General features: G+C 64.3%; 19 protein-coding genes and 1 tRNA gene. 13 read left to right on the top strand and 7 right to left on the bottom strand.

Annotation, left to right across the window (positions count from 1 at the left end; translation table 11 throughout):
* The 6 genes from atpA (at window position 1) to NZU74_15580 (ending at window position 7253) form a co-directional block, all read left to right on the top strand.
* A complete protein-coding gene (atpA, locus tag NZU74_15605) occupies window positions 1–1566 on the top strand; it encodes a F0F1 ATP synthase subunit alpha (GenBank protein ID MCS6882761.1) in 1566 nt (521 codons plus the stop codon).
* A 498-nt stretch (window positions 1567–2064) separates the two neighbouring features.
* Window positions 2065–2940 carry a F0F1 ATP synthase subunit gamma gene (locus NZU74_15600; GenBank protein MCS6882760.1) on the top strand — a complete coding sequence of 292 codons (876 nt, stop codon included), beginning with the start codon at window positions 2065–2067 and terminating at the stop codon, window positions 2938–2940.
* A 157-nt stretch (window positions 2941–3097) separates the two neighbouring features.
* Entirely contained in the window at window positions 3098–4513 is a 1416-nt protein-coding gene (gene atpD / locus NZU74_15595; GenBank protein MCS6882759.1) for a F0F1 ATP synthase subunit beta, read from the top strand.
* 277 nt (window positions 4514–4790) lie between these two features.
* The gene (locus NZU74_15590) at window positions 4791–5207 is read left to right on the top strand and encodes a F0F1 ATP synthase subunit epsilon (protein ID MCS6882758.1); all 417 of its coding nucleotides are present in this window, start codon (window positions 4791–4793) and stop codon (window positions 5205–5207) included.
* A gap of 335 nt (window positions 5208–5542) precedes the next feature.
* Window positions 5543–6553 carry a rod shape-determining protein gene (locus tag NZU74_15585; GenBank protein MCS6882757.1) on the top strand — a complete coding sequence of 337 codons (1011 nt, stop codon included), beginning with the start codon at window positions 5543–5545 and terminating at the stop codon, window positions 6551–6553.
* A gap of 1 nt (window position 6554) precedes the next feature.
* Window positions 6555–7253 carry a class I SAM-dependent methyltransferase gene (locus NZU74_15580; protein ID MCS6882756.1) on the top strand — a complete coding sequence of 233 codons (699 nt, stop codon included), beginning with the start codon at window positions 6555–6557 and terminating at the stop codon, window positions 7251–7253.
* Here NZU74_15580 and NZU74_15575 read toward each other — a convergent pair whose 3' ends face one another.
* Together NZU74_15575 and mce are read right to left on the bottom strand one after the other, a co-directional pair.
* Window positions 7254–8252, bottom strand: coding sequence for a DinB family protein (locus tag NZU74_15575; GenBank protein MCS6882755.1), 999 nt, complete (start codon window positions 8250–8252; stop codon window positions 7254–7256).
* Between the two features lie 6 nt (window positions 8253–8258).
* A complete protein-coding gene (gene mce / locus NZU74_15570) occupies window positions 8259–8666 on the bottom strand; it encodes a methylmalonyl-CoA epimerase (GenBank protein ID MCS6882754.1) in 408 nt (135 codons plus the stop codon).
* Window positions 8667–8831: 165 nt separating this feature from the next.
* Between mce and NZU74_15565 the strand changes: the two genes are divergently transcribed.
* Both NZU74_15565 and NZU74_15560 read left to right on the top strand, forming a co-directional pair.
* On the top strand, window positions 8832–11009 hold the full coding sequence (locus NZU74_15565) for an ATP-binding protein (protein ID MCS6882753.1): 2178 nt from the start codon (window positions 8832–8834) through the stop codon (window positions 11007–11009).
* Window positions 11006–11818, top strand: a complete 813-nt coding sequence (locus NZU74_15560) for a 16S rRNA methyltransferase (protein MCS6882752.1) — start codon at window positions 11006–11008, stop codon at window positions 11816–11818. Before NZU74_15565 ends, NZU74_15560 begins: the two co-directional genes overlap by 4 nt.
* A gap of 285 nt (window positions 11819–12103) precedes the next feature.
* On the opposite strand, the gene NZU74_15555 is transcribed toward NZU74_15560, so the two are convergent.
* The 3 genes from NZU74_15555 to efp all read right to left on the bottom strand — a co-directional run bounded on the left by NZU74_15555 (window position 12104) and on the right by efp (window position 15718).
* Entirely contained in the window at window positions 12104–12559 is a 456-nt protein-coding gene (locus tag NZU74_15555; GenBank protein ID MCS6882751.1) for a response regulator, read from the bottom strand.
* A 119-nt stretch (window positions 12560–12678) separates the two neighbouring features.
* Entirely contained in the window at window positions 12679–14139 is a 1461-nt protein-coding gene (locus NZU74_15550; GenBank protein ID MCS6882750.1) for a HAMP domain-containing histidine kinase, read from the bottom strand.
* A gap of 1009 nt (window positions 14140–15148) precedes the next feature.
* On the bottom strand, window positions 15149–15718 hold the full coding sequence (efp, locus tag NZU74_15545; GenBank protein ID MCS6882749.1) for an elongation factor P: 570 nt from the start codon (window positions 15716–15718) through the stop codon (window positions 15149–15151).
* 463 nt (window positions 15719–16181) lie between these two features.
* Between efp and NZU74_15540 the strand changes: the two genes are divergently transcribed.
* Complete coding sequence (locus tag NZU74_15540; GenBank protein MCS6882748.1) at window positions 16182–17204, top strand: YbaY family lipoprotein; 1023 nt, start codon at window positions 16182–16184, stop codon at window positions 17202–17204.
* A gap of 89 nt (window positions 17205–17293) precedes the next feature.
* On the opposite strand, the gene NZU74_15535 is transcribed toward NZU74_15540, so the two are convergent.
* Entirely contained in the window at window positions 17294–18007 is a 714-nt protein-coding gene (locus tag NZU74_15535; GenBank protein MCS6882747.1) for a cysteine hydrolase, read from the bottom strand.
* A 184-nt stretch (window positions 18008–18191) separates the two neighbouring features.
* Here NZU74_15535 and NZU74_15530 point away from each other — a divergent pair.
* Both NZU74_15530 and NZU74_15525 read left to right on the top strand, forming a co-directional pair.
* A tRNA-Arg gene (locus NZU74_15530) sits at window positions 18192–18268 on the top strand.
* Between the two features lie 49 nt (window positions 18269–18317).
* Complete coding sequence (locus tag NZU74_15525; GenBank protein MCS6882746.1) at window positions 18318–19025, top strand: methyltransferase domain-containing protein; 708 nt, start codon at window positions 18318–18320, stop codon at window positions 19023–19025.
* A gap of 55 nt (window positions 19026–19080) precedes the next feature.
* Here the strand turns inward: NZU74_15525 and pgi are convergent, their stop codons facing one another.
* A complete protein-coding gene (gene pgi, locus NZU74_15520; GenBank protein ID MCS6882745.1) occupies window positions 19081–20721 on the bottom strand; it encodes a glucose-6-phosphate isomerase in 1641 nt (546 codons plus the stop codon).
* 336 nt (window positions 20722–21057) lie between these two features.
* On the opposite strand from pgi, the gene NZU74_15515 reads away from it, so the two are divergent.
* Together NZU74_15515 and NZU74_15510 are read left to right on the top strand one after the other, a co-directional pair.
* A complete protein-coding gene (locus NZU74_15515) occupies window positions 21058–22026 on the top strand; it encodes an LLM class F420-dependent oxidoreductase (GenBank protein MCS6882744.1) in 969 nt (322 codons plus the stop codon).
* Window positions 22023–24002 carry a WD40 repeat domain-containing protein gene (locus tag NZU74_15510; protein MCS6882743.1) on the top strand — a complete coding sequence of 660 codons (1980 nt, stop codon included), beginning with the start codon at window positions 22023–22025 and terminating at the stop codon, window positions 24000–24002. Before NZU74_15515 ends, NZU74_15510 begins: the two co-directional genes overlap by 4 nt.
* Window positions 24003–24045: the final 43 nt, after the last annotated feature.

Genomic DNA, 24045 nt, shown 5'->3' with positions numbered 1-24045 from the left:
ATGACCACGACCAATGAGTTGCTTTCCCGGCTCAGGCAGAGCATCACCGCCGGGGTTGATCTGCGGCCGCGCCAGGTAAATGTTGGCACCGTTGTCGCCGTGGGCGACGGTGTGGCTCGCATCTCCGGCCTGGACCAGGTGCGCGCCTCGGAGTTGATCGAGTTCCCGCCGAAAGCCGGCCGCCCCGAGTCGATCTTTGGCTACGCCCTCAACCTGGAAGAAGACACCGTGGGCGCGATTATCCTCGGCGATTACGAGTCGATCGAGGAAGGTGATATGGTGACCGCAACCGGCCGGGTGATCTCGGTGCCCGTTGGCCAGGAGTTGCTCGGCCGCGTGGTCAACCCTCTCGGCCAGCCCCTCGACGGCAAGGGGCCGATCACGGTCACCAGGTACCGCGAGATCGAGCGCATCGCTCCCGGCGTGATCACCCGCAAGTCGGTGGATACGCCGGTGCAGACTGGCATCGTGGCTATTGACGCCCTCATTCCCATTGGCCGCGGCCAGCGCGAGCTAATTATCGGCGACCGCCAGACCGGCAAGACCGCCGTCGCTGTGGACACCATCCTCAACCAGAGAGGACAGGGGATGGTGTGCATCTACGTGGCCATCGGCCAGCGTCGCGCCCAGGTGGCCCAGGTGGTGGGCATCCTGGAGAAGTACGGCGCGCTCGACTATACCATTGTCGTCTCGGCCACCGCCTCAGAAAGCGCCGCGCTCCAGTACATCGCTCCCTACGCCGGCTGCGCCATGGGCGAAGAGGTGATGGAAAACGGCGTCATGGTTGACGGGAAGCTGGTCAAGGATGCGCTGATCGTCTACGATGACCTCTCGAAGCACGCCGTCGCTTATCGTCAGGTGTCGCTGCTCCTGCGCCGCCCGCCCGGCCGCGAAGCCTACCCCGGCGATGTGTTCTACCTGCACTCGCGCCTGCTCGAACGCGCCGCGCGCCTGAACGAAGACTATGGCGGCGGCTCGCTGACCGCCCTCCCGGTGATTGAGACCCAGGCCAATGATGTCTCGGCGTACATCCCTACGAATGTTATTTCGATCACCGACGGCCAGATCTACCTGGAACCTGACCTCTTCAACGCCGGGCAGCGCCCCGCCCTCAACGTGGGCATCTCGGTCAGCCGCGTCGGTTCTTCGGCCCAGACCCGCGCCATGCGCTCGGTAGCTGGCAAACTCAAGGGCGAACTGGCTCAGTTCCGCGATCTGGCCGCCTTTGCCCAGTTCGCCTCCGACCTGGACCCGACAACCAAGGCGCAGATCGAACGCGGCCAGCGTCTCCAGGAACTGCTCAAGCAGCCGCAGTACCATCCGATGGCCGTCGAGGATCAGGTGGCCATTCTCTACGCCGCCAACAACAACTACCTCGACGATGTGCCGGTGGCGGCCATCACCGCCTGGCGCGATGACTTCCTGGCCTTCCTGCGCTCGGCTCATCCTGAGGTGCGCAAGCTGATCTACGATAACCGCCTCGACCGGAAGTTCCCCTCTGAAGAGGTGAAGAACGCCCTGGAGGCGGCGATTAAGGAGTTCAAGGCAACCAGTTCGTATCAGTAGGATTATGCCGCGGATAGGGGCAAAGCTCTGCTGCGAAATCCCTGTCTGCGCTCACTGGTCTGTAAACAAAGTTTTTCGCTACACCCCCACCCCCTCTCCAACCCTCCCCCGGCGGGGGAGGGCGCCCGGTTCCTCCCTCAACGGGGGGCGGAAGTTCTCAGGTGTAGGGTTTTCCGATGCATGCTTGCGTCGCATTCGCCATCCGGGGCACTGGGACGCCCAACTCCCCCTTCTCCCGCTTGCGGGAGAGGGGGACAGGGGAGTGAGGATCGCAAGCGCATAGGAATGCCGAAAACCCCTTCTCGCTCAAAAACTCTATACCTGAGAAGAGGCCGGGAGGGGGGCGGAAATGCGAAGAAACTTGCTTTACTACTCAGTTGAAGGAGCGTGGGAAACCATGATTCCTGCCGTGCCCTCGCCTCCAGCAGCAGAGGCTCGAAGGGGGCGGGACGCTCCAGACTTCAAGCATCCGCGAACCTTGTTCCTGGCGGAGAGACTATGCCTTCCAGCCGTGAGATTAAACGACGTATCCGCTCGGTCAAGAATGTTGCCCAGATCACCCGCGCCATGGAGATGGTCGCGGCCTCGAAGATGCGCCGGGCGCAACGCAACGTGCTGGCGACGCGACCCTACGCCGACCGCATGCGCGATCTGATTGGCGACCTGAACGCCCGCGTGGTGGGCCACGCCCGCCGGGGCACCTTTCTCGAAGCGCGCCCGGACACGGGCCGCGTCGCGCTCATCGTTGTCACTCCCGACCGGGGATTGGCCGGCAGCCTGACCTCCAACGTCCTGCGGCGGGTGGGGCGCTTCATCCTCGAACAGCAGCAGCAGGGCCGCACGGTGGACACCTTCGCTTACGGCAAAAAGGGGCGCGACTTTCTGGCGCGCAGCGGCCAGAACCTGCGCGCCGAGGCTATCAAACTTGGCGACGCGCCGAAGCTGGAACAGATCCTCGGCGTGGCCACGGCCGCCCTCAGGGGGGTGGAGGCGGGCGAGTACAGCGAAGTGTATCTGATCTACAGCGAGTTTATCAACACGCTGGTGCAACGCCCGGCGCTCAAGAAACTTGTGCCTGTTGAGGCTCCTGAGGATAGCGGCGGACGGCAGGTTGATTTCACCTACGAGCCAGACCAGGCCGAAGTGCTTGCCGAGTTGCTGCCCCGCTACGTTGAAACGCAGATCTACCAGGCTATCCTTGAATCGATCGCCAGTTTCTACTCGGCCCAGATGGTGGCGATGCGCAACGCCACGCGCAATGCCAAGGACCTGGTGCGTGACCTGACCCTGAGCTACAACAAGGCTCGCCAGGCATCCATTACCAAGGAGGTCGCGGAGATCTCCAGCGGCGCCGCCGCGCTCGCTGAAATGTAAGCTGCGCGGCGCGCGTCTTCGACCGGCTCGATCTGCAGGGCTGGCCCCTCGCGCGCCGGTTGTTTCCCGAATGACCAGCATAACCCGGATGGGAGCGGAAGGCATAGCCCCGTCTCCGATCAATGATGGAGTTGCGACCATGACAAACGGGAACGGGATCAAAGCAAAGGGTGTCGTTCGCGAGATCATCGGCGTGGTGATCACCGCTGAGTTCGAGGACCACATCCCCGAAATATACAACGCGCTTGAGATACCGCTTGAAGGCGGCGGCAGCCTGGTATGCGAGGTCCAGCAGCAACTCGGCGAGGGTCGCGTCAAGGCCGTGGCGATGGGCAGCACCGATGGCCTGCGCCGGGGCGTGCCGATCTACGATACCGGCAAGCCAATCGCTGTGCCGGTCGGCCCCGCCACGCTGGGCCGCGTCTTCAATGTGCTTGGACAGCCGATTGATGGCGGCGAACCGATTGCCCCGACCGTCGAACGCCGGCCCATCCATCGCCCGCCGCCCTCATTCGAGGAACAGAGCACTGAGGCGCAGATCTTCGAGACGGGGATCAAGGTGATTGACCTGATCGCCCCCTTCACCCGCGGCGGCAAGACAGCCATTTTCGGCGGCGCCGGGGTGGGCAAGACGGTGGTGATCCAGGAACTGATCGCCAACATCGCCAAGGAACAGTCGGGGTACTCGGTGTTCGCCGGGGTGGGCGAGCGCTCACGCGAGGGCAACGACCTCATCCACGAGATGCGCGAGGCGCGCATTGACGAGACGACGACGGTCTTCGAAAAGACCGTAATGGTCTTCGGGCAGATGAACGAGCCGCCCGGCGCGCGCCTCCGGGTGGGCCTGACCGCGCTGACCATGGCCGAGTACTTCCGCGATGAGGGCCGCGATATTCTGCTGTTTATTGACAATATCTTCCGCTTCGTCCAGGCGGGATCGGAGGTCTCGTCGCTCCTCGGGCGCATGCCCTCCCAGGTGGGCTACCAGCCCACCCTCGGCACCGAGATGGGTGAACTCCAGGAGCGCATCACCTCCACCAGGCGCGGCTCGATTACCTCGATGCAGGCCGTGTACGTGCCCGCCGACGACTATACCGACCCGGCCCCGGCAACTGTGTTCGCCCACCTCGACGCGACCATCTCGCTTGAGCGCAGCATCGCCGAACGGGCCATCTACCCGGCGGTGGATCCGCTGGCCTCCACCAGCCGCATTCTTGACCCGAACGTGGTGGGCGAAGAGCACTACCGCGTGGCTCAGGAGGTCAAGCGGGTGCTCCAGCGCTACAAGGATTTGAAGGATATCATCGCCATTCTCGGCATGGAGGAACTGAGTGACGACGATAAGCTCACCGTGGCCCGGGCGCGGAAGATTGAACTGTTCTTCTCCCAGCCGTTCACGGTGGCCCAGCAGTTCACCGGCCGCCCGGGCAGGTATGTGCCGGTGGCCAAGACGGTCGAGAGCTTCCGCCGTCTGCTTAATGGCGAGGGCGACCACATCCCCGAGTCGTTCTTCTACATGCAGGGCGACTTCGACGATGTGCTGGCGGCCTACGAGGCCAGCCAGAAGGCTTGAGTAGTCTGTGAACGAAGTTGCCTTGCATTTCCGCCCCCCTCCCACCCTCCCCCCGTTGGGGGGAGGAGCCGGACTCCCTCCCCCGGCTGGGGAGGGGGCGGAGTTGCCGAAAAACTTCGTTCACAGAGCACTGAGAGGAACACGGGAAATTCGGGTCGCGCCTCAGGCTGACCACTTCTCGGACACTCCCCTCCGGCAGGGGCGTGGGGAAACCTGGTTTCCCCGCTCGCCCGCAGAAGTTCTTCGGACAGGCTGCACGAGGCTTCAGGAGTTCCGTATGCCCATTCACCTTGAAATTGTCACCGCCGAGCGGGCGGTTCTCTCCGATGATGTGGATCTGGTCAGCGCTCCGACCCGGGCCGGGCGGGTAGGCATCCTGCCCCGCCATGCCCCGCTGCTGACCATTCTGGAGCCGGGGGAGCTGGGGATCGTCAAGAACGGCGTGCGCACCTCCTTTGCCGTATCGGGCGGCTTTATGGAAGTGTTGCCCACGCGGGTCACCATTCTGGCCGATACGGTCGAGCGGGCCGACGAGATTGACGAGGCCCGGGCCGAGGCGGCGCGCAAACTGGCCGAGGAGCGCAGGCAGATGGCCCAGAGTGAGCGCGATGCCGCCATCGCCGAAGCCAAGCTGCGCAAAGAAATGGTACGGCTCCAGGTGGCGCGGCTCAAGAACGTTGGACGGCGGCCGTAATAACGGGCAAAGATCCGCTATAATGCGCCCTGGGAACCTAGCAGGGCTGGTGGATAGTGTTTACGTCTACGAACCGGTGCACACCGCAGAGGGCGCGGAGGGGTGCAGAGGGCTTCAAAAAGCGCGTCCTCTGCGTGCTCTGCGGTAAATCTGAATACGTACCGCCGTCGCTGGCAGGGGTGGGGCTAGTATGCTACCCGACAAGGTATTTCGTGTAGGGATTGGCCGACACGCTACCATTTTCTACAACAGCGTGTGAGACTTGCCCCAACGACGTTGCATTAGCCCTGCCTTCCGCGACGCCGTTCCCGGCCGCAACGTACAATCGAGGATCTATGGCCCGCAAGATCGGCATTGACCTTGGCACCGCAAATGTGCTGGTGTATGTCAAAGGAAAGGGGATTGTGCTCTCAGAGCCCTCAGTCGTAGCGCTGAGCACCAAAGATGGGCGCGTGCGAGCGGTGGGGGCCGAGGCCCTGGCCATGCTCGGGCGCGAGCCGGAGAGCATCGAAGTAGTGCGCCCGATGCGCAATGGCGTGATCGCCGACTACCAGGTGACGGAGGCCATGCTCAAGTATTTCATCGGGCGGGTCGCCGGTCGCTTTCGGTTTTCCAAGCCCGAGGTGATGATCTGCATCCCGGCGGGCGTCACCAGCGTGGAGATGCGGGCTGTGCGCGACGCGGCCCTGGAGGCTGGCGCGGGGCGCGCCTATCTGATCCGCGAACCGCTGGCCGCCGCCATTGGCGCCAACATCCCTGTGGCCCAACCTTCGGGGAATCTGATCATTGACATCGGCGGCGGTACGACCGAGGTAGCGGTGATTTCGCTCAATGACATCGTCGTGAGCACCTCGGTGCGTGTGGGCGGCAATAAGTTCGATGAGGCCATTGCCGCCTATATCAAGCGGAAGTACAACATGCTGATCGGCGAGCGCACTGCCGAGAGCGTGAAGATCGAGATCGGCTCGGCCCTGCCCCTTGAACGGCCGCTGACCACCCAGGTGCGCGGGCGCGATCAGGTGGCCGGGCTGCCGCGCACGATTGATGTGGACTCGAACGAGATCACCGAGGCCATCCAGGAGCCGCTCGAGGCGATTGTCAATGCCGTGCGCGCCGTGCTTGTCGAAACTCCGCCCGAACTCTCCTCCGACATCATTGACAAAGGCATGGTGATGACGGGCGGCGGCTCGATGTTGCGGCGCATCAACGAACTGCTTACCGAGGTCACCGGGGTGCCCTGCTACGTGGCCGATCAGCCCGCCTCCTGCGTGGCGATCGGCACCGGCCTGGCCCTGGAGAACCTGGATATCCTGCGCGACAGTCTCAGCGGCGACGATCTGAATTAACATGCGTCAGAAGCTCAATCCGCCGCGCGAGGGCCTCGTGCTCGAAGTGGGGAGCGGCGACAATCCCCATCCGCGCGCCGATGTGCTCGTTGATCGCTTTCCCGGCGCCGATAACCGCGAGCGCGGCGGCGATCTGGTAGTTGACCGGCCGCTGGTCGTCGCCGATGCTCACCACCTGCCCTTCAAAGACGGAGCCTTCGCCTACAGCATCTGCTCTCACATTCTGGAGCATATGGACGACCCGGCGCAGTTTGCCCGCGAACTCCGCCGGACGTGCAGGGCCGGCTACATCCAGAGTCCCTCGGAAATCGCCGAGCGCCTGTTTCACTGGTCCTTCCACCGCTGGTACGTGAACCTGGTGGACGATACGCTGGTATTGCACCCGAAGGAGCCGGGCGAGCCGTTTGGCGAGTTGTTCGACTACCTCTACGAGTACAATCCGGCCTACTATTTCTTCCAGCGCAGCATGCCCCACCTGTTCTGGGTGGAGCGGGAATGGCACGGTGACGACTTAAAGGTCGAGGTGCGCGATACGTCGCCGCTGCCCCTGCGCGACCCCGCGGCTCTGCGCGCGCTGACGCGGCCGCGCCACGGCCCTCTGGCGCTGATCGGGCTTTTCTTCGTCGCCCTTATCAGCCGCGCGGCGCGTCTGGAGACGCGCAGGCGCCTGCGCCGGCGCCTGCGTCGCAGCTACCTGTGATCACTCCCCCTCCAGCACCTCGGGAACCAGATTGTCGGGAATGGTAATCGGGCGCCGTTCAAAGCGCCGTTGCAGCAACTCGTGGCGAATCTGAGCCATCTCGATCAGGTAGCCGCGTTCGTGATCCACCACCCAGTTCCCCTGGTGGGTCAACGGAATCACCCCGAAGACGGTGTGGTAACCGGTGCGGTGCCAGGCGGCAGGCGTTAACCCGCGCAGCAGCTGGAGGGTCTGCCGGCGACTGTTGGTGAAGGCTTCCAGCAGATCGGCAATCGGGTAGGCGCGATAGACGGCGGCCTTCTCCAGCGTGGGAGGCTCAGTGCTGGGCAGCCGCGGATTGTCCGTCTCCAGGATCAGCCAGGCCCGTTCGCGAAAGACGATGTCAATATCGGTCAGGTGGCCTACCAGTTCCTTGAGCGAGTATCCGCCCACAGGCCAGGAGAGCAACTCGTCATCGAGATCGGCCACCAGGGCCTGCAGGGTCTCGGGGGTCTGTTCCAGCCGACGCACCAGCGTCGTGGGGCCAAGGGTTCCCATCGCCTCGGCGGCGCGAAAGCTGAGGAACCCTTCACGCACCGTACCGCACACCGGACAGGTGGCCAGGGGCGCGCCCTCCATCAACTCGCCGCAGGTGCTACAGACGTAGAGGTCGTCCAGTTCACTCGCCACCAGGTCGCGGCCCTCGGCCAGGGCGCGGGCCGCGCGGCCCAGCAGTTCGCGCGAAAAGGGCTGCGTGCCGGTGACGGGGCCGGTTGCCACGGCCTCGGGTTCGAGACCGGCGAGGGCGCGCTCGATGTTCCTGGCGGTCGTGCCGACCTCGCCGAGCGCGCGGAGGGCGCGCTCGGCGCGGACGCGCTTGACGGCGCTAAAGGCGTTCAGCAGGCGGGCGATGTTATACTTCCGTTCGCGCTTCGCCTGCGCCGACCAGACGTAGTAGGCGGTGTAGCCCAGGCTCGTGCTGCAGAGCAGGCGGCGACTCTCAAGCTCGTCGTGGGTCATGGCGAACTAGTGCTGGTGTTGAACAAGTTCGACAAGCACGCCCTGGCCACCGGCCTTTGGATGTACGAACGCGATCAAGGTATTGTGAATGCCGGGGCGCGGCTCCTTGTCAATCAGCGGCACGCCGCGGGCGGCCAGTTCGGCCAGGGCCGCGCGGATGTCGTCAACTCGGTAGGCGATGTGATGCACCCCTGGCCCGCGCTCGCGCAGAAACTTGGCGAAGGCCGCCTCTTCGGAGGTGGGGGCGATCAACTCTAGCAACGTATCACCCAGCCGGGCGACCCCGACGGCCATGTGGCGATCGGGCAGGCTGATGCGCTCCCACTCCGTCAAACCGAAGGCCTGGCTGTAGAAGGCAATGCCCTCTTCGACGTCATTGACGGCGAACCCGATGTGGTCAACATGGGTGAACATGGGTGCTCCTTCCTTGAGAACGGGCCGGCGCTGGATGCCCTATTATACCGCGTCTTCGCCGTTTAGCACTACCTTTTTGACAGGAACGCGACAGGCGCTACAATGAAGGCGTTGCAGTGTTGATGCAGCGATGCCTGCCTCCCGGCAGCAGCGATGATGGCTGCTATGGCCCTGCCTACGGACCGCGCAACCGAGGCCCTGGCCGTTCTGGCTGAGGCAACCCGCACCATCCAGGCCGATCAGCCCCTCCAGCAACGGGTCCACCGGCTGTTTGAGGTGCTGCGCGCCGAACTGCGCTTCCGCGATGCCCGTCTGACATGCTGGCTCCAGTCGGCCATGCCAGGGACGGCGCGGCGGCAGTTCTATTCGGTTGATGGCTGGCCCTATCCGTGGGACGACGAGTTGATGCGCCGGGTGGCCCTCGGGGAAGGGATCGAGACCCGCACGATTGTGGTGAGCGCCGCGGCAGGACTGAGTGAGCATCTTCCCACGCTGCAGGGCGCCTATCTGGGGGCGCCCATTCGCTGGGGGCGGCGGCTCTGGGGCATGCTGGAGTTTCGGGCCGAACATCACCACCGCTTCGATCCGGGACACTGCGCTCTGGTGGCCGCGCTGGCGCCGCAACTGGCCGTGGCTATTGCGCGGGAAGGCCGGCAACTGGTCGAGTCGCCTGCGGGGGCCAGTGACGGGGAAACGCCTGCGGGTCTCACCCTGACGCCGCTGCGGCAACAACAACTCGCGGCGATTGACCGGCATCTGGAGACTACACTCGGGTTCCACGAGCTGCTCAGCCTGCTGCTGCGCCACGCTCTGGAACACACCGGCGCCGAGGCCGGCGCCATTACCCTGGTTGACCACGATGCCGGCGAGCTGGTCATCCACGTCTATGAGGGGTTCTCACCTGAGCACTGGCGCCGGTTGCCGGCCCAGCAGCGCCAGCGCCTGAGCTGGGATCGCGGGCTGGCCGGGCGCGCTGCACGCCTGGGGCGCGCCCTGCTGGTGCGCGATGTCACTTTGCAGCCCGATCTGCCTCCCGCCGGGCCGGGCGCGCGCGCCGAACTGGCCGCGCCTATTCTGGTGGACGGGCGAGCCGCCGCGGTGATCATCCTCGACAGTTCCCGTTCCAACGCCTTTGGTGAAGAAGAACTGGCCTTTATGCGCGCCCTCTGTGAACGGGCTGCCCTGCCGCTGCATCGCGCCATTCACTACCAGAACGCCCTGGAAAGCGCCAACTACCTCGGTCAGGTGTTTGCCAGTCTGCCCACCGGTCTGGCCTTGCTCGACGCCAATGGCAAGGTGCTGCGCGCCAATCCGGCCTGGTATGCCCTGCTTGGCATTAACGGCGAGCAAGACCTTGCGGCCTTCCACGTGCCAATCGATCTGGTGGAGACCCTGCTGCCACGCCTGCAGGACCCGCTGCGTCTCACCGAGTTCTGCGCCGCCAGTCTGCACTCGCCAACCGAGCACCGTACACTGCGCCTGCACCTGGTGAATCCCGCCCAGGAACTGCAGATCCTCTCAGCCCCTACCTTTGATAGCCAGCGCCGCGTTACCGGGCGCCTCTGGGCCATTAACGACGTGACCCGCGAGGGCGAGGCTGAACGGTTAAAGAACGAGTTCGTTTCAATCGTTTCGCACGAATTGCGCACGCCCCTTACCTCGATCCTCGGCTATACCGAGTTGTTGCTCAACCGCGAATTCGGCCCTGAAGAGCGCCGCCAGTTCATCAGTACGGTGTATGTGGAAGCTGGCCGGTTGTCGCAACTGGTGGAGGATCTGCTCAACTTCTCGCGGCTGGAAGCAGGCAAGGTCAAACTGAACCAGTGGATCACGTCGCTGCACGGGATCGTGGCTGAACTCACGACCCAGCTCCACACCCAGCTCGAACGCCACCGATTGCTCTTTGACGTGGCCCCGGTGCTGCCGCCGGTGTTCGTTGATCGCGACAAGGTGAAACAGATTATTTTTAATCTGCTTACCAACGCGATCAAGTACAGTCCGCAGGGGAAGGAGATCATTCTGGAGATGCGCGAGGCGCGGAGCGGCGAACTGCCTGGCGACCACCCGCCAGGCCGCTTTGTGCTTGTGGCGGTGCACGACCAGGGGATCGGCATTGCGCCTGACGATCTCTCACGGATCTGGGAGCGGTTCTACCGGGTTGACAATACCAATACGCGTCGCATTGGCGGCACCGGCCTGGGGTTAAGCATCTCTCGCGCGCTGGTTGAGCTGCACGGCGGGCGTATCTGGGCCGAAAGCGAACTGGGGCAGGGTTCGAGCTTCTTCTTTACCCTCCCGGTGGCAACCGAGGCGGCGGCGGGCAAGAAACCGGGAGCAACGTGACGCCCGATCCTGACAACCTTGACCGACTGGTCGCCCGGGTGCTGGCGAGTGGCAAGTATCGCGCGCTGCACCCGGAAGTAGTGCGTGCGATTGGCGCGCAGGAACTGGCGGCGCGAGGCTCGCTGAAGGCGGCGGTCAAGGCCGCCAAAGGGCGTCTGCATCAGATTGGCGGGGCTTTCCTGGAGCGAACGCCGCCATACTCGGCCTGGCTAGCCGCGTTGCGCGACGCGGCAGGCGATCCAGGGCGGCTTCGCGCAGTCTGTCGGGAAGTGTTAGGCCAGCACGCCTCCACGCGCGAGCGGCTGCCCGACCTGGAACGATTCTACCCGACCATCTTCGCCGCTCTGCCCCCGGTACACAGCCTTATGGACCTCGCCTGCGGGCTAAACCCTCTTGCCGCGCCCTGGATGCCGCTTGCGCCAGGCGCCTCCTATCTGGCCTGTGACATGTATACTGATCTGAGCGCCTTCCTCGACGCGGCCCTGCCCCTGCTGCGACTGAACGGCGCGAGCAGCGTCTGCGACTTGAGCAACGGGCCACCACCCTGGCGCGCCGACGTGGCTCTGGTGCTCAAAACGCTGCCCTTGCTGGAACATATCCGCCGCGACGCCGGGCGCGATTTGCTGCACAGGATTGACGCACCCTACCTGGTCGTATCGTTTCCCACCCGCACCCTGGGGGGGCGTAGCGTCGGCATGGCAGCAACCTACACGGCGCATATGCGCGCTATTGCTGCGGCAGCGGCCTGGCAACTCCAGCCCTTTGAATTCGCTAACGAGATTGTCTTTGTGGTGCGGAAGGGAAGCTGACGGCAACCCACAGCCAATAGTTCGCCGCCAGTGTTTTCATCGCGCCGGTATGCGCCCCGAAAATGGGCGTCTTATAGCTGTTGGATGGCCGTATATAGCGTTCCGATGAGGCCTGACGGTGGATCTGCGCCCGCACGGTGTTCAACAGGGATTGGAGCGTGTTCGCACTTCTCCTGGGAGCAAGGGCATCTTGCCCTCGCATCCTGACGAGGGCGGGACGCCCTCGCTCCCAGGTCCGTGGGGTTACCCCAAGCCTGAACACGTACAGGGATTGGCATTACAGGATCAGGAATGGCGGTCCTCATCACCTACCGCCTTTGTTTTCAGCTCGGTAGCGATAACCGGGTCAGGCGCCGCCAGGGTGGCCGGAGCGGTGGCGATTGACCTGCCGAGCAAGTTACGCACCGTGGAGAGCAGTGCGCTAAGGTCGCCATTCTTCTGCAAATACGCGCTGAAACCATGCTGCGCAAACTCCCCGGGGAACTGTTCCGAGCGTGCGGTGTAGGCCAGCACCGGGCAGGCGACCCCACGGGCGCGGAGGGCCTGGAGCGTCGCTACGCCGTCCAGATCGCTCATCATAACATCGAGCACGATCAGATCCGGGGAAGCCTCAAGGGCGACGCGTACCGCCTCTTCGCCGCTGCTGACTGCTACGACGTCGTAGCGGCCCACGAGGCGCAGCACCCGCTCAAGCAGGGATCGAGCGGTATACACATCATCAACCAGCAGGATCGTAGCCATACCGCGACTCCTTGACCCTGCGAGCATCGGGGAACCCGCCTGGCGCCATTGGCAATTATCGCTGCTCTCTACTCTACTCTATGGTTCGCGCTCCTTCCCATCTTCTGCGACAACGTGCATCAGCTAGCCGTATCCTGCACCGCGCCAGCGGGTAGCCGGGCAAATGCAACCCCGGGCGCCGGCACGCGCGGCAGGGTGAAATAGAACGTTGAACCCTTGCCAAGTTCGCTCTCCAGCCAGATCCGCCCGCCGTGCAATTCAACCAGCCAGCGCGCGATAGCCAGCCCCAGACCCGTGCCGGTGTACAACCGGGCATCGTCGCAGTCAACCCGTTCGAAGTAGTTGAAAATACGTTGCTGATCGGCCGGAGCGATGCCAATCCCCGTATCACGCACCCAGACCGTTACTTCGACGCTATTGGCGGAGGCGCCGAGGGCCACTTCACCCGTATAGGTAAACTTGCAGGCATTGGAAAGAAGGTTGAGCAGCACCTGGCGGACCCGCACTTCATCAGCCATCACCAGGGGCAGGGCGCCGCTGTACTCGCGACGCAGTTGGATGGGGCGGTTCTGCACCAGCCCTCGAGCTGCCTGGAGCATCACGTCAAGCACCGGTACCAGAGGAAGGGGCGCGAGGTGCAACTCCAGGCGCCCAGCCTCAACCTGGGCCAGATCGAGCACCTCATTAATCAAGCGCAAAAGATGCTGACCGTTGCGGCGGATTTCGGCCAAATCGGCGACAATGGGTTGCGGCAGCCCTGGCGCTTCATAGATCTCTGGATGTTCGATCATCGCCGTGCTGAAGCCGATGATAATGTTGAGCGGAGTCCGCAACTCGTGGCTCATGGTGGCGATGAAGCTGGCCTTGGCGCGCGCAGCGGCTTCGGCGGCGGCACGGGCGGCTTCCAGTTCCAACTGCTGCTGGTAGAGCCGGTCGTGGAGACGGTCACGTTCACGGAGCACTGACTCCAGATCGGCCCGGGCGCGCTGGAGAGCGGTTTCGCGGCGCCTGGAGCGCGAGGTCATTCTGATCTTCCAGGCCAGCAGGCCCCGCCGTTGATGAATGCTCGTCCAACTCGTCACCGCGACCCCCAGCAGCAGGGTTGCCAGGGTCAGCCCGGCGGCGACGCGCGCTCCAAGCGACCCGTTCCCGCCGTTTACCTCTATGGCCAGTGGAGCAAGCGCCAGCACCAGCATCAGCGCCAGACTGTCGCGCGTTACCGCGCGCAAGGGTTGAGGACCGGCCAGCAAGCCGGCGAGAGCCACTCCTAGAGCCGAAAGGTAGATCAGCGGGTTATGCTCAAACCCCAGAACCAGGCTGCTGAGCAATGGAAAGACAGCGGCGATGTAAGCGATCAGGATGGCCGAGACAGCCACGCGCCCGCGACGGTACAACACTGCAGCAACCGTGATACTTGCCAGAAGCGCGCCCAGCAGCAGGTACGCTCCTGCCATTGCGGGCGTAGGCAGGAGCAGCAGTATGCCGAAGCCTCCCAGCGTCAGCGCGCCAGACGCCAGCAGTACCAGCGGCACCACCTGGCGTGCCAGATCCTCGGGCGAGGGCAAGCGGACGAGTCGCATCACCTATCCCTGTTTGCACTGTCGAAACGGCACGGCTCTGTTAAGACGAGCGCACTTCGCAGCGGTGCATGACAATAAGGAACCACTGGTCCCTTGGCGATCGGCGGAGTTTGAAAGCGTGACCTGGGAAGGAGCATATCCTTCCCTGGGCGTCAGGTTATGAAGATTAAGTGTATAAACCGGTATTCGCCCTGTAGCCCGGCGGCTGATGAACGTTAAGAAAATATTCCGGCATCGCCGAACGCTGCGGGTTAAAGACCTGGCTGAGTTCACGAAAGCCCCGCAGGGGCTTCTACGTCCTGAGCGAGGGCTTTAGCCTGCAGCACGTGATGCTGCCAGGGGAATGCTGGTGGTATATCGGATTCTTTTCTTAATCTCCATAAGCCGCGGGCTAGCGACGCGAAGCCCGCCTTCGCGGGCTTTACCGGATTTGTTTCTTATCATAACCTGAAGGGCGATACAGATCACCGGCCTGTGCCGGGCGCCGCAGGCGCAAGAGGGAGGGCAGCGACATCCTAATGCTGACCGTGGTTGTCGGGTCCTGCAACCGTCGCATGCCAGCCCGTGAAACAATCGCTCCATGAGCATACAAAGCCAGTATGATGACTGTCAAGCCCTAAGGTTTCGATTATCCTTACAAAATATTAATCTTTGTTTCGGGAATTTTCTGCATCCTGGAGAAGGTCGGCGAAGCTAAGCTATTCAGCGCCTGCGTACTTTTCTGTCTTGATGCGTGTCCAGGCTGACGGATACCACAAAGCGCGGAGAGATAGGCTCTCCGCGCCCTGTAAACCGTGAAGCGTCGGGCCGCGCCGGGAGACTGTTGTTGGATTCGAATCGGCGGCGGGGAGAAAGGCGCACACGACTGCGTGGCTCTCCGATGCTGCGCGTGGCGGGGTCCCGGATCTCGTAGAGTCTACCGTGAGATTAGGGGATGAGGATGCGCAGCAGATGCAGAGGCGTCCGGCGCAGGCGGAACGGCGCGTCGGGCGCAGACATGGGCGCCATCCTACACCCGCTCGATGTACTCGCCGGTGCGGGTGTCAATTTTCAGCCGATCGCCCTCGTTGATGAACCCCGGCACCTGAATGACCGCGCCTGTCTCCAGGGTAGCAGGCTTGGTGACATTAGTGGCCGTATCGCCGCGCACCGCAACCGCCGTCTCGGTAACTTCGAGGATCACGAAGATCGGCAGTTCGACCCCGAGCAGGGTTTCCTTTTCCGAGTCATAGACCAGGTCAACGGTCTCATTCTCCTTCAGGAAGCGCGCCGCATCGCCGACCATGGCCGACGAGACCGGAATCTGGTCATAGGTGTTGTTATCCATGAACACATAATCGTCGCCCTCTCGGTAGAGGTACTGCATTGGGCGTCGCTCAATGCGCACAATGTCAATATCCGCGCCAGCGCGCAGACGATCTTCGATTACCTTGCCATTGGCAAGATTCTTCAGCTTTACCCGCACGAAGGCGCGCCAGTTGCCTGGCGCCACGTGCTGGAACTCAACGACCTGGTACAACTCGTTGTTGTAGCGAATCACCATGCCGTTGCGCAAATCTGATGTTGTGCCGGCTGCCATCTGCGTATCTCCTGTTTTGAACCATATCCATTCCTGCAACGGCAGGTTCCGACGAAGCCGTGCCGCTGGCTGCTACCACTATAGCCGCGCCTGGCGATCTCGGCAAGTTGGTTGGGGAGCAACCCGGCCGGGTAGACCACCAGGTTGCCCCCCCAACGGTATCCCAAACGGCCGCGCAGCGAAACCCCGCCTCATCTTCACCAGCTTTGACAGATTTTTGACAAGCTGACTGAGTATACTTACGTGCCGGCGCTCGACGGTGGAGAAAAGAGCTCGAAACCGTGCATGACCGTTCAAGACGGGCGGGAGGTGTTTTGCTGGGAGGGCTTTCCCCTCCCAGAGCCTCCCCGCAGGCAGGCGGACGGGGAAAGCAGGTTTCCCCGTCCTCTTTCAGGGAGAGCAGAGTCCTCGCGGCCCGTTCCCCAGCAGGCTTCGGAACATGCTCTCATTACGGGAGAAGATCATGGACAGACACACCCGAACAGGTTTTTTCACCCTCGGCCTGCTCATCGTTACCCTCGTAGCAGGCTCACTGGCGGCCGTCCCGGTCCAGTCGCAGCCTAATGAGCGTTGTTTTTCCGAGACGGGCCTCTGTATCAGCGGGCGCATCCGCGAGTACTGGGAGCGGAACGGAGGCCTGCCGGTCTTTGGCTTCCCAATCACCCCGCAGCGCGAGGAGCGCATCGAGGGCCGGCCCTTTCAGGTCCAGTGGTTCGAGCGTAATCGCCTGGAGTTGCACCCCGAGAACGCCCGGCCCTACGATGTGCTGATTGGCCGCATTGGCGCCGATCGCCTCGCCCAGCAGGGGCGTGACTGGTTCAGCTTTCCCAAGGCTGATCCCAACAACGCCGATGCTGAGAACTGCCGATTCTTCCGTGAGACCGGCCATCAGGTCTGTGGCGAGTTCTTGCAGGCCTTCCGGCGAAGCGGGCTCGATCTCGGCCAGCCGGGTGTGACCTTCGAAGAAAGCCTGGCCCTGTTTGGTCTACCGCTCTCCGAGCCGATGCCCGAGGTGCTGGAGGGCAAGGAGTACCAGGTGCAGTGGTTCGAGCGCGCGCGCTTCGAGCTGCATCCCGAGTTGCGCTCGGCCAACCGTATCCTGTTCGGGCGGCTCGGCGCCGAGTTCCGCGGATTGGAGGGTAATGTGGGCCAGGAAACAACCGCCGTGCGCGGCACGGTCACCTACCGGGAACGGATCGCGCTGCCGCCGCAGGCGCTCATCGAGGTGACGCTGGTGGACATCTCGCGGGCCGACGCGCCGGCGACGGTCATCGGGCGGCAGCAGATTGTCGCCAACGGCCGGCAGGCGCCCTTCCCCTTCACTATCAGCTACGACCCGGCATTGATCAACCCGGCGGGGCGCTACGCCGTCCGCGCCACCATCACCGTGGACGGCGTACTGCGTTACACGTCCACCCGGATCTACCCCGTCATCACCGGCAACAACCCCAACGTTGTCGAGATCGTGGTCGAGCCGGTGAGTTGACCGGGCGAGGAAATGGGAGGGTGCGGGAGGGCCACACCTTCCCGCACCCTCTTTGCTCGCTTCCTTCGAGAACGTCGAACAGGCTTGGATCACTTCACCTCTCCCACCACCTCGATGCCGTTCTGGGCCATATGGTGGAGGAAGAGCACGTGGTGCAGATCGCCATCGTGGGCCATGATCCCCAGCTCGCGGGCCACCGACACGGGGGTGTCGTAAGTATCCACTGCGCTCGCGGGCACAATCACCCGGCGCCGCATATTGAGGGCGTTGGCTTCCAGGCGCAGGTGCATCGCCGCGCTGTAGACGCACAGGTCGGTGCAATCGCCGACGATGATGAAGGTGTCCAGTTCAGGCCGCTCGCGCAGCCAGTCGCCCAGGCGCGTGCCGAGGTGCGAACTGAGCGAGTTCTTCTCAATGACCGTGATCGTGTCGGCGAACGGCAGTTCGGCCAGCTCGCGCACGGTCTGGCTTTCGGCGGTGCCCCTGATGCAGTGCGGCGGGTAGGCGGCGAACTCGGGCGTATCAGGATCGTGGGTGTCCTGGGTCAGCACAAACTGCCGCACTCCCAGGGCGTAGGCGCGGGTAAATACATCCACCACCGGCTGAATAAGCGCCCGCACCCGCGGTCCGGCCAGGGGGCCTTCGTTGCAGAAGCCGTTGATCATGTCGATGGAGAAGACCGCAACCCGCTCGGGGCGATCAGCGACGATTGCGGCCAGATCCACCACCGGAAGCGCGGCGTACCACTCCTCCAGGTAGCGCAGAAACGGCTCGGCGTGGCTCAGGTTGATGCTCCGGCTCATACGCGCTGCTCCTCTCTATAGTGTTTTTCTGACACTAATCTAGCAGATCCGGCGCCGGCTGTCAAGGCGGGGGAGTATGGGGAAACCGAATTTCTCCACGCCCCGGCCCCCCGCCGGAGGGGTGCGCCGGTTTCCCCGCACGCTTTGCATTTCCTCGCGCCGTGTGCTAGACTATCCACGGCAGGGGCCGGTAGCTCAGTGGAGTAGAGCACTAGTCTTCGGAACTAGGTGTCGGGGGTTCGAATCCCTCCCGGCCCGCCACCCGCGACGCTTGTCAGCGTCGCGTTTCTTTGTCGCACAGTCATCAACGATGGGACGAGGACGCTATCCCGCCCGGCTGAAGGTCGCCCCGCCGCCGCCCGAACTCGCCGCGCGCTACCTGCACGACTGGCCGGGCCGTGAACTGTACCTGCATCCCGAATGCTTTCCGCCGCTCTCCTCACCCGGCCTGTTCGGCAACACTCGCCCGCTGGAACTGGACATCGGCTGCGCCACCGGCGACCTGGTGCTGGCTCTGGCCGCCGCTCACCCCGAGGCCAACTATGTTGGCGTGGACATCGTCGCCAAGCCCCTCTGGCGGGCCGTGGAGCGAGCGGCGTGCGCCGGCCTGTCGAATGTGCGCTTCATCCACGCCGACGCGCGCCTGATCTACCGCATTGTGCCCGACGGCGCCCTGCGGGCCGCCTATGTTCACTTCCCGGCGCCCCTGCTGCGCAATCGCCAGCGCAACCAGTTACTCATCTCCGCCGAGCTGCTCACGCAGATGGAGCGTTGCCTGGCGCCTGGCGGCGTGCTCAGCGTCATGACCGACCACCCCGAGGTCTATGCCGAGTTGCTCAGGCTGCTCCCCCTCGCCCCCGCGCTGCATCTGGTCGAACCCGCTGCCTGGTCGGCTGCGCTGACCGAGCTGGTCAAATCCCACTATCATCGTCGCTGGGAGGCCCGGGGCCGCCAGATCTGGCGGGCGGAGCTGGTGCGGCGCCCCAACGCCGACAACTCGCCTGCTCTCAATCCCTGACGGAGGTGACAGCCAGACGCAGTCCGGGGCCGGGGGAAACCCGGTTTCTCCAGACTCACCCGAGGCCGCGGGCCGCGCGGTAGCGCCGGATCAGGGCATTCGTCGAACTGTCGTGGGCCAGGGCCGGCGCATCAGCGCCGGCCAGTTCGGGGATGATCCGCCCGGCGAGGACCTTACCCAGCTCCACTCCCCACTGGTCGAAGGGATTGATGCCCCAGATGACCCCCTGCACGTAGACGCTATGCTCGTAGAGCGCCACCAGCGCCCCCAGCACGGCCGGCGTCAGGCGCTCGGCGAGGATGGTGCTGCTGGGCCGGTTGCCGGCGAAGGTGCGGTGGGGAACCAGTTCGGGGGATACGCCCTCGGCGGCAACCTGCTCGGCGCTCTTGCCAAAAGCCAGGGCCTCGCCCTGGGCAAACATGTTGGCCATCAACTGATCGTGGTGGTTGCCGATCGGATTCAGGCTGTGGCAGAATCCGATAAAGTCAACGGGGACGAGCTTTGTGCCCTGATGCAGCAACTGGTAGAAGGAATGCTGGCCATTCGTGCCCGGCTCGCCCCAGTAGATCGCTCCGGTCTGGTAATCTACCGTCAGGCCGTCGAGGCGCACCGACTTGCCGTTGCTCTCCATAGTCAGTTGCTGCAAGTAGGCCGGCAGCCGCTTGAGGTACTGATCATACGGCAGCACCGCGTGGGTCTCGGCGCCGAAGAAGTTGGCGTACCACACATCGAGCAGCCCGTGGATGACCGGCAGGTTGCGCTCCAGCGGCGCGGTGCGGAAGTGCCGGTCCATCGCGTGGAAGCCGTCGAGCAAGGCGCGAAAGCCCTGCGGCCCAAGGGCGATCATCGTCGAAAGGCCGATCGCCGAGGTCATCGAGTAGCGCCCGCCGACCCAGTCCCAGAAGCCAAACATGTTGGTCGTGTCAATGCCGAACTTCTGCACCTCGGCGGCATTAGTGGAGACGGCCACGAAGTGGCGCGCCACCGCGGCCTCGTCACCCAGCGCGCCAAGCAGCCACTGGCGCGCAGTGCGGGCGTTGGTCATCGTCTCAAGGGTGGTGAAGGTCTTCGAGGCGACAATAAACAGAGTGGTTTCGGGATCGAGGTCGCGCGTCGCCTCGGCGAAATCAGTAGCGTCTACATTCGAGACGAAGCGCAGCGTCAGCGCGCGATCGCTGTAGTGACGCAGGGCCTCGTAAGCCATCACCGGGCCGAGGTCAGAGCCGCCGATGCCGATGTTGACCACTGCGCGGATGGGCCGGCCGGTATGGCCCTTCCAGGCCCCTGCGCGCACCTGATCGGCAAAGACGGCCATGCGGTCGAGCACGGCGTGGACTTCTGGCACCACGTTCGCGCCGTCCACCACGATGGTCGCGTCGCGGGGGGCGCGCAGGGCCACATGTAGCGCAGCGCGCTCCTCGGTGGTGTTGATCTTCTGGCCGCTGAACATGGCCTCGATCCGCCCTTCGAGGTCGCAGGCCCGCGCCAGGGCGATCAACAGGGCCAGGGTCTCATCGGTTATGCGGTGCTTACTGTAGTCGAAGTACAGCCCGGCAGCTTCGGCAGCCAGGCGCGTGCCACGCTCCGGGTCCTGCGCGAAGAGCTCCCGGAGGTGCAGCGGGCGCAGGGCTGCGAAATGGGCCTGGAGCGCCTGCCATTCCGGGCGAGTGGTGAGCAAGGGCATCGACTCGGTCATCTGGCTCCTCCATCTGGTACGGGTGGGCCGCACCGCCATTATAGCGCGCCGGAACCAATAGGGTACAATAGGCGCAACGCGGGAACCAGGGGTTCTATTTAGTCTGTAAACATAGTCTTTCGCTAAACCCTCGCCCCCTCCCCAACCCTCCCCCGCTGGGGGAGGGAGTCCGGGGCCTCCCCCCAACGGGGGGAGGCTGGGAGGGGGGCGGAAATGCAAGGAAACTTCGTTTACAGACCACTGATGTTCACGGTAAAAGTGTTTCTGGGAAAGCAAAGCCTTCCCAGACCCTCCGTTGGGGGGCCTGTCATCACCTCAGAACCACAGAGGAGTGCTATGAGCGTTCAATTCGGCGCCTTCGTGCCCCAGGGTTGGCGGCTGGACCTGGTGGAAATTGCCGATCCGGTCGAAAAATACGAAGCCATGACCCGCGTGGCGCGGACTGTGGACGCCATTCCGGCCTACGACTCGATCTGGGTCTACGACCACTTCCACACTGTACCGCGTATCGAGCAGGAAGCTGTGTTTGAAGCATGGACGATCACCGCTGCGCTGGCCCGCGACACGCAGCGGGTCAAGGTCGGGCAGATGTGCACCTGCATTGGCTATCGCAACCCCGCTCTGGCCGCCAAGATCGCCTCCACGGTGGACGTGCTGAGCCACGGGCGGTTGTACTGCGGCATCGGCGCCGGCTGGTACGAGCACGAGTGGCGCGCCTACGGCTACGGCTTCCCTGAGCGGCGGGATCGTATGCGCGCCTTCCGCGAGGCGACCCGGATTATGGTCAAAATGTGGACTGAGGAGACGCCGACCTTCGAGGGCGAGTACTTCCATATTCTCGGCGCGATCAACCAGCCCAAAGGGGTGCGCAAGCCGCATCCTTCGCTGTGGATCGCTGGCGGGGGCGAGCAGGTCACCCTGAAGCTGGTAGCGCAGTACGGCAACGCCGCGAACTTCATGGGCAGCCCTGAGGAGTTTCGGCGCAAGTGCGACGTGCTGCGGGCCCACTGCGAGGCTGTGGGTCGCGACTACGAGGCGATCATCAAGTCAACCAACGTCAACATTATCTTTGTTGGCCCCGGCCAGAACGAAGAGCAGGCCACCGCGCCGGTGCGCGCCCTTTACAACTGGAACCTGGAGCAAACCCGGCGCAACTTCATCGTCGGCACGCCGCAGCAGGTTGCCGAGCAACTGAACGCGCTGAAGGAGGCCGGAGCGACCTATTTTATCACCTACTTCCCTCGCGTGGCCTATGATCACACCCCGCTGCACATCTTCGCTGAAGAGGTGGTTCCGTTGATATGATGACCCGTCAACGTCTCATCGGCATTCTGACCACCCTGACGCTGGCGGCGTTGACCTCGGCCTGCGGCGGGCTGCTGCCCGGCAGCCGGCCGTCGGGCGCCGCGCCCACAGCGCCGGTGTACAGACCCCTTGCGCGCCTGGGTGAGGGTACGATCAAAACGCTGGCCGTCTCACCCGATGGCGCGCTCGTCGCCTTTGCCACCAGTCTGGGGATTGTTCTCTATGATCTGAGCTCATGGCAGCCGGTGCGGGTGCTGGGGCCCGCCGAGGGGGTTGAGCGGGTGGCCTTCTCGCCTGACGGGCAACTCGTTGTCGCGGGGGTGTTCGTCGGGCGCGCCACAGGTCGCGAGGAGCGCGGCGGCGTGCAGATGGAGACATCGCGGGTCAGGATTGCGATCCGCCTCTGGCGCGTCGCCGATGGCGCGGAGATCAGCGCGTTCGATGCGCACAACTCGTCCATCTACGGGCTGGCATTTTCCCCCGATGGCCAACTGCTCGCCTCGGGCGGGCACGACGACAGTGTTAAGCTGTGGCGCGTAAGCGACGGCGCCTTGCTCTTCTCCTTCACCCATCCACGGGTCTTTGATGTTGCCTTCTCACCTGACGGCCAGTTGCTGGCAGCCGCAGGGAACGAGCCGTTTATTCCCCTCTGGCGGGTAAGCGATGGCACGCTGGCCGGCAGGCTGGCCGGCGGTCAGCGCGGCTTCATGGGCCTCGGCTTTGCCCCCGATGGGCAAAGCCTCGCGGCCGGCTCCTTCGACCAGAGCGTCTATCTCTGGCGGCTGAGCGATGGCGCCCGGCTGCGGACCCTGACGGGCCACACCGCCTATCTCACTGCCGTCGCCTTCGCCCCCGACGGCCAGACCCTGGCCAGCAGCTCCTTCGACCATACCATCCGCCTCTGGCGCCCGGACGACGGCGCACTGCTGCATACCCTGAGCGGCCATAGCCACTCGGTGACTGCGGTAGCCTTTGCTCCAGACGGCGCCACGCTGCTCTCGGCCTCGCTGGACCAGACCGCGCGCCGCTGGCGGGCCGGCGACGGGCGCCTGCTGGACACTCTTGGCGTCTTCTCGGACAGCGTACTCGATGTCACTTTCTCCCCCGATGGGGCGCTGGCGGCCGCCGCCACGCAGGGGGGGCAGATCAAGCTATGGCGCGTCGGGGATCTCACCCCGATACGTACCCTGGAGGGACATACAGGGTACGTAACAAGCATTGCCTTCTCACCCGACGGGCAACTGCTGGCCTCGGGCGCCTCCGACCGCACCGCGCGGCTCTGGCGCGCGCGTGATGGACTGCCCCTCCAGACCCTGGACGGGCACATCTGGGAGGTCAACGACGTTGCATTCGCGCCCGACGGGCGGATCCTGGCCACTGCGGCCAATGACGGCGCCGTTCGGCTCTGGCGCGTTAGTGATGGCGCCCTGCTGCGCGTCCTGGGCACGCCGGGGCCGAAGTTGAACGCCATCAGCGCCGTCGCCTTCGCTCCCGACGGCGCAACCCTGGCCAGCGCCGCTCAGGGCGGGCGCGTGCAACTGTGGCGGGCGGAGGACGGCGCGCCATTGCGCACTCTGCCTGCACCCGCGGCGGGGAACATGCCCATCGTAACCAGCCTGGCCTTCGCGCCGGACGGCCGGCGCGTCGCCGCCAGTTACGACTTCGCGGCCCCGAACGCCAGCGGCAGAAGTGAAGCGCGGGTGTGGGAAACATCGAGCGGGCGCGTGCTGCACACCCTTGCCGGGCACACCCTGCCCGTCACCGGGGTGGCCTTCGCCCCTGACGGGCACATGCTGGCGACGTCCTCCCGCGACCGGACCGTCAGGTTATGGCGCACGGACAACGGCGCGCTGGCGGGTATTCTGGAAGGTCACAGCGATGCGATCTGGTGCGTGAGCTTCGCCCCCGACGGCGCCCTGCTCGCCTCCGGCGACCGGAGCGGGGCGACGTTGCTCTGGTCGCTGCCGGCGCCATGAGGCTAGGTGTAGAGGTGTGAAGGTGTGGAGGTGTGGAGGGATG

The organism is Chloroflexaceae bacterium (genome assembly GCA_025057155.1).
GTDB lineage: Bacteria > Chloroflexota > Chloroflexia > Chloroflexales > Chloroflexaceae > JACAEO01.
The sequence above is the reverse complement of the archived record's forward strand: the minus strand, read 5'-3'. Positions and strand labels throughout refer to the sequence as shown.